Origin of the sequence: Bacillus xiamenensis (genome assembly GCF_000300535.1) — a bacterium.
GTDB classification, from domain to species: domain Bacteria; phylum Bacillota; class Bacilli; order Bacillales; family Bacillaceae; genus Bacillus; species Bacillus xiamenensis.
Genome location: NZ_AMSH01000017.1, coordinates 48,122 through 54,783, shown reverse-complemented (window position 1 = coordinate 54,783; position 6,662 = coordinate 48,122). Strand labels below are relative to the sequence as shown.

Genomic DNA, 6,662 nt, shown 5'->3' with positions numbered 1-6,662 from the left:
TATATATAAAACCAGCTGAGACTCCCGCAGTGCTTCGTGCCGGTGCTCACGAATGTTAAATTCGCTCCGCGCCGGTACTCGGCCTTCCTAGACTGCAAAGGTTTTCAGGTCACGCTGGAAAGAAGACAAAGGGACGATTTCTGCTTACGATAATTCAAGCTGTTTCTTTAATTCAGCTTTTACTTCGTTCAGTTGATTTTGATCTAATTGGTAATAATAAACGCCGTTTGGCTGATAGTCAGATCCTTTTAATTGAATGGTATCAACAGATTTCAATGAAGTCAGAAGCGGGAAGAGACCGATTAATTCTTTCATGGATAGGTTGGTTGAGACATTCTCACCAAGTGTATCAATGATATTGTCATATGACGGAATAGATGTTAATGATTTTGATTTATCAAAAATGGCTTTTAATACTTCCATTTGACGCTGTCCGCGCATTAAATCATTATCTGCTTTTCTCGTTCTCACATAGGCGAGAGCTTGATCGCCATTAAGTGTCTGCGTCCCCGTTTGAAGCACAACCTTGCCCTTTGTATCTTTTTGAATCTGTTTGACTACATATTCATCTTTAATGTTAATAGAAACACCATTAAGTTCATTCACAATTTCCTTAAATGCTTTGAAATTACTTTCAATGACAAAATCAACTGGAATATCTAGTAAATTCTCCACTGTACTCACCGTTAAATCTGCATCACCAAATGCGTGGGCATGTGTAATTTTATCATAGCCATGACCTGGAATATTCACATAGGAGTCCCTTGGAATGCTTAATAATTTCACAGTTTTATTTGTACGGTTGACTGTCGCCAAGACCATGGCATCGCTTCGTGCTTGTTTGACTGTTTCGCCTGATCTGCTGTCTATTCCAAGCAGTAAGACAGAAAAGCTGTCTTTCCCAGGATCGAATGCTTCAATCCGTTTGACTGATTGTGCACCGCGTTCTAGAGATACTTGTGCTTTTTGCGCAGCAGTTGTCACTTTATAGTAGGCATAGCCTGTGACAGAAGCGGTTGTCAGTAAAAGAATACCAAATATAAAAAGAGTGACTTTCACCCATGGTTTTAAACGCTTTTTACCTTTGCGTTTGCTTCGTGATTGATTCATATATTTTAAACCCTCGCTATGATTTTTATAGTAAAGATGTCCTTCTTCATGTTTACAAACTAAAACAAATATACCTTAAAACGGGATATAGTGCGACATTTTTTCATCAACGCTTAATTGACGTTTCCTTATCGTAAAAAGTTTCAATGATACGCAAATGAAATATATTTGTCATAAAACATCGAAATGTTTGAATTGGCAGGAAGTGAGGAAAATGATTTTTCATAGAGAATCATCCAGTCAAGACATAGATAAAAGAGGGGTTATGAGCATGAAAAATCGGAATGGGTGGCTTTATTTCTTCGGCGCACTTGGCGGCGCCTTATATGGTTACGATACAGGTGTCATTTCTGGCGCCATTTTATTTATGAAAGACGATTTAGGTTTAAATGCTTTTACGGAGGGGCTTGTCGTCAGCTCAATTTTAATTGGGGCAATGCTTGGTTCTTCTCTTTCTGGGAAGCTGACAGACCAATTTGGACGGAAAAAAGCCATTATCGCCGCAGCGATTTTATTTATTATTGGCGGATTTGGAACAGCTCTTGCACCAAATACGGAGATGATGGTCTTATTCAGAATCGTACTGGGGCTTGCAGTAGGCTGCTCGACGACGATTGTTCCATTATATTTATCTGAACTTGCTCCAAAGGAATCAAGAGGGGCACTGTCCTCTTTAAACCAGCTCATGATCACATTCGGTATTCTTCTCGCCTATATCGTGAACTACGTTTTAGCGGATGCAGAGGCATGGCGTCTGATGCTTGGGATTGCCGTCGTCCCTTCTATTTTACTATTATTTGGTATTTTGTTTATGCCTGAAAGCCCCCGCTGGCTGTTTGTCCATGGACAGAGGGACCGGGCGAAAGAGATATTGTCAAAACTTAGACAGAGTAAGCAAGAAGTTGAAGAAGAAATGTCAGATATACAAAAGGCGGAAAGTGAAGAGAAGGGCGGTTTGAAGGAGTTATTTGAACCATGGGTGCGCCCAGCTTTAATCGCTGGTGTCGGTTTAGCCTTTTTACAGCAGTTTATTGGTACAAATACGATCATTTACTATGCACCTAAAACATTCACAAGTGTCGGCTTTGGCGATTCAGCGGCGATTTTAGGAACTGTGGGTATTGGTGCGGTCAATGTCGTCATGACGTTTGTGGCGATCAAAATCATTGATCGTGTCGGGCGTAAAGCGTTACTCCTATTTGGGAATGCCGGTATGGTCCTTAGTTTAATTGTCCTGTCGGTAGTGAATCGATTTTTCGAAGGATCAACAGCCGCTGGATGGACAACGATTATTTGTTTAGGACTCTTCATTGTGATCTTTGCTGTCAGCTGGGGTCCAGTCGTATGGGTGATGCTGCCAGAGCTGTTCCCAGTACATGTCCGGGGAATCGGTACGGGGGTATCGACCTTCCTGCTTCATACAGGGAATTTGATCATCTCGCTTACATTCCCAGCTTTGTTAAGTGCGATTGGCATCAGTCATCTGTTCCTGATTTATGCGGTCATTGGCATAGGCGCCTTCTTGTTTGTGAAATACTTAGTCACAGAAACGAAAGGGAAAAGTCTTGAAGAGATTGAAGCAGATTTAAAAAAGAGAAACCGCACCGTCGTCAATGATGAAGGGGAAACGGTATAAAAAAGACTAGCTACATACAGCGGCTAGTCTCAGCGTATAGACAAACCCTCGCATTCGCCCGCAGTCCTGCGTGCCGGTACTCGTAATTCCTAGAATGCAAAGGTTCTCTATCACGATGAAAAGAAGACAAAGGGATAAATCAAGTTCATTTTAGCCCTTTGTTAAACAAACGTTTAATCAAGAAAAGACAATCTCTCATCTTCTGAACGTGCTGCATATGACATACATATGTAACAGGCGGGCGAAAGGTGGAGTGAGATGAAAGGGAAAACGAGCATTGTCATGCTGACGTACAACGAACTGCACTTAACCAAAACATGTATCGACAGCATCAAGCAGCATACCCGAAGTGACCAATATGAACTCATCGTAGTAGATAATGCCTCATCAGACGGTACGAAGGAATATATCAGAGAACTGGAAGATGTCGTGTTCATTGATAACGAGAAGAATCAAGGCTTTGCAAAGGGCTGTAATCAAGGAGCGAAACGAGCGACAGGAGACAGTATTCTCTTTATAAATAACGACACGATCGTAACTGAAAACTGGCTTTCTCCATTAAAAGAGGCATTATTTGCATCAGAACGTATTGGCATGGTGGGACCAGTCTCTAATTATGTGAGTGGTCCTCAGCTCGTTCATCCATCGTACACAGATGTGAAGGAGCTTCCTGCTTTTGCTAAGGAATATACGGCTGCGAGGAAAGGTCAGAGGACGTATGTGCATAGACTTGTTGGGTTTTGTTTGCTGGTAAAAAGAAAGCTGATCGAGGATGTGGGGTTTTTTGATGAGCGGTTTGGATATGGGTCATTTGAAGATGACGACCTTTGTTTGCGTTCATTATTAAAGGGATATCAGCTGCAAATCGTCCATGATTCATTTGTGCATCATCACGGTCATGCAACCTTCCATGCGAATCAGGAGACAAACATCTCTACACTGTTTGCCGAGAACAGGCTTCGGTTTTTAGATAAATGGGGCATTGATTTAAACCTCATAGCGCCCCATCCATACTTTACAGCTCTGCTTCCTAAGGATGCCGTATGTGTGCTGGATATGGGATGCGGTGCAGGGGCGACAGGACTTGAGCTTATCAATCGGCAGTCTGTTGACATGTACGGAGTGGAGGCAGATGCACTAAAAGCAGAGATTGCAAAGGCATATTACAAAGAAGTCATTGAGGCAAAAGCAGATGAGTATCCGTTGTCAGAGAAGGAAACTTTTTTTGATGCCATCATATTTTCTGATGTATTAGAGCATATGTCAGATCCATGGGAACTGATTGCTCAAGCGCACGCGTCTTTAAAGCCAGGGGGCGTGATCATTTGCTGCTTGCCTAATATGATGCATGCAGAAGTGCTCCTGCCATTAATGACAGGTGATTTTACGTATCAAGATGCGGGGATTCTAGATCGAACGCATATGAGGTTTTTCACACCAAAAACGATGAGCGCACTCTTTCCAGAGCATTTGTTTGACCTTGTGAACACACAGCCAATCAATGTGCAAATTGATCAAAACGTCCAATTATTTTTTGACGAAGTGGCGAGAGTAGGAGAAGCACTTGGCTTTCAAACAAAAGCATTATCCGATCACGTGACATTATACCAACTTTTAATTGTGGCTCGTAAAAAAGGCAGTTCCCCCATGGGATAACCGCCTTTTTGCTGTTACCATTTAAAGCTTTTCGTTGCGCCCTCTGCACCAAAGTTTAAGATGTTGACTTTTATCTTATAATCAATGTCTACTTCTTGGAATAGTGTGTCCCACTCGTCTCGATGCTGTTCCCAAAAATCAGGATACTTGATGCGCACCTGCTGATTTAAAAAGATCGGATCAACACCAACTTCTTTTTGCATGTGGTTAACAGCTTTATGAATCCGCTCCTTCATTTTGTTGGCAAAAATGCGCTCAAATCGTTTGATGTAATGTTTATCGAATGAGTTTTCAGGGGGATATTGATCCTCTGATAGCTTCCCGCTTGTTTGCACATGAATGGTAAAGGAAATCTTTCCATCCTTCAGATAGGGTTCGACCTTTGATTTTGCTTGCTTCATTTCATACGTGATTGGAAAGCCTTTGTAGGTGGCTGGTACGACTCCGCCTGAAATGCGATTCATGACCCAGTTTAAGGATTGGACATCTTTTGCTGGGATGAATCCTATGAGCTTTCTCGTTTTCCCATGGATGATGCCTGCTCCATCGTATGTGAGTTCACCGTCTACTACATCTACACTTTGGACAAGAAAGCTTGTGCCCATCTGAAAGTAATCGGACGCTCGGCCAATACGTGTCGGCAGTAAAATCTTTCCGTTAAAGCTCCGGTTTTTCGATGTTTCAAAGATATGCTCAACTGGAACCTTTTGCTGTGATTTTAATTTTTGGTTGATCACCTTTGACGCATCACCTCGTGACACTAGGATGTAGCTGCTTCTTCGAACCTCATCATCTCGTATAAAGTGATTCAGTGTCCCTTGAATATCATGATGCTCTGCTTGATTTTTGCCGAACAAAAAGATTTTAAGATGATCACTATAGATCGGCGGTCCTTTCAAGGCAACGGTACTCACAGCCTCCAGTACATTTTTCCCCTTCGAGACCACATTCACATAGCCAGGAGAGTCTGTTTCTTGTGTTCCACCCATTTTTGGTACAAGGTTTTGATAGGTGAGCTTGACTCCGTTGTCACCCTCCTCGTCAATGCCAACACCACGCACAAACGATAATTTTTCAATATCCTTTAAGTCCCAGCAGCCTGCTGATAGTAGTAAAAGACAGCAGGACATAGACAATAGCAATAAATGACGTCCTCTCATGCAGAACGACCTCCCCATTTTTTACGTATCATCAGAAGAACAGCTGTTATAAAAGGAATGGCTAAAATAGCGAACAGCGAATAGCCGAGTAAAGTAGAGTAGTAAAAGACTTCATTGATATTTCTCGGAAAAAGAGACAATGCTGCGGAAATCACAAATAGCACCCATAGCAGTCTCATTAAATTGGTGGTCTTAAAGACTGTTTGGCAGCCTTTAATGGCAAATTGGAAAAAACCAAGCATACAAATGAACTGCTGGCATGTCCAAATCGTCAGTAAGAAAATATCAAATCGTTCAATAAATACGCCTTCAATTTCAAGCGCTTGAATGAGAGAAACTGTCGGCCACGTGAGGGATTTCGTTTCTCCAACTGTCATGGAGCCAATCACAACAAAAAGCGTGAGGGAATAGACAAGAGATGTGATCCCGACACCGATTGCTGCCGCCCATTTCGCTTTCGACCTTTTCTCTTTATACATAAGCGGTATAACGAACAAAATCACTTCAAAGCCTGTAAATTGAATAAAGGTTTGAGGAAACAGGTTACGAAAATCCTTAAAACCGTGCGCCATGACAGGGCGTAAATAATCAAAATCGAATATTTTCAGACAAAACAGCATGAGCCCAATGTAGATGACCATGGTGATTGGATAAATATATGTCACTATTTTTACTGTTGGAAAGATCCCGCTTTTCAAATGATAGATCGCCACGAGTAAAAAAATCATGACAATCACCGTCATAGGGGTTTCTTGCAGCAGGAAAAACTGAACCACTTCCCCAAGTACACGCGCCTCAAAGCCGACAATGGCTAGTAAATATGCAATTAGCATTAAATTAAACATCGTGCCAAAGAATGCGCCGGCTCCTCTTGTATTTGACTCAAAAATGGTGTCCGGTGCATTCTTTTCAGCGATCCAACCTAGCAAAAACGCAATGAAAGCAAAGATGACTCCCTGTATTAATACAATGATCCAGCCATCAGGGAACCCTGAATTGGCAGAACTGCGTGGAATGGTTAATATTCCAGCGCCTATCATTGTAGAACTGCACAGAATGGTGACTTGTAACAATGATAGCTTCTCAGCTCTGTACATCGT

5 protein-coding genes are annotated in these 6,662 nt (G+C 42.0%); 2 read left to right on the top strand and 3 right to left on the bottom strand.

All coding sequences use genetic code 11. The annotated features are described in order from the left end of the window. Positions 1 to 144: 144 nt before the first annotated feature. Positions 145 to 1,110, bottom strand: coding sequence for an LCP family protein (locus BA1_RS08045; RefSeq protein ID WP_008357588.1), 966 nt, complete (start codon positions 1,108 to 1,110; stop codon positions 145 to 147). A 271-nt stretch (positions 1,111 to 1,381) separates the two neighbouring features. Between BA1_RS08045 and BA1_RS08040 the strand changes: the two genes are divergently transcribed. Both BA1_RS08040 and BA1_RS08035 read left to right on the top strand, forming a co-directional pair. After that, positions 1,382 to 2,746 carry a sugar porter family MFS transporter gene (locus BA1_RS08040; RefSeq protein ID WP_155887856.1) on the top strand — a complete coding sequence of 455 codons (1,365 nt, stop codon included), beginning with the start codon at positions 1,382 to 1,384 and terminating at the stop codon, positions 2,744 to 2,746. A 258-nt stretch (positions 2,747 to 3,004) separates the two neighbouring features. Continuing rightward, complete coding sequence (locus tag BA1_RS08035) at positions 3,005 to 4,402, top strand: bifunctional glycosyltransferase family 2 protein/class I SAM-dependent methyltransferase (protein WP_008357584.1); 1,398 nt, start codon at positions 3,005 to 3,007, stop codon at positions 4,400 to 4,402. Positions 4,403 to 4,416: 14 nt separating this feature from the next. Here BA1_RS08035 and BA1_RS08030 read toward each other — a convergent pair whose 3' ends face one another. Further along, entirely contained in the window at positions 4,417 to 5,562 is a 1,146-nt protein-coding gene (locus BA1_RS08030; RefSeq protein ID WP_008357581.1) for a Ger(x)C family spore germination protein, read from the bottom strand. After that, positions 5,559 to 6,659 (bottom strand): GerAB/ArcD/ProY family transporter, encoded by a 1,101-nt coding sequence (locus tag BA1_RS08025; RefSeq protein ID WP_008357579.1) that lies wholly within the window; start codon positions 6,657 to 6,659, stop codon positions 5,559 to 5,561. Before BA1_RS08025 ends, BA1_RS08030 begins: the two co-directional genes overlap by 4 nt. Between the last annotated feature and the right edge of the window lie 3 nt (positions 6,660 to 6,662).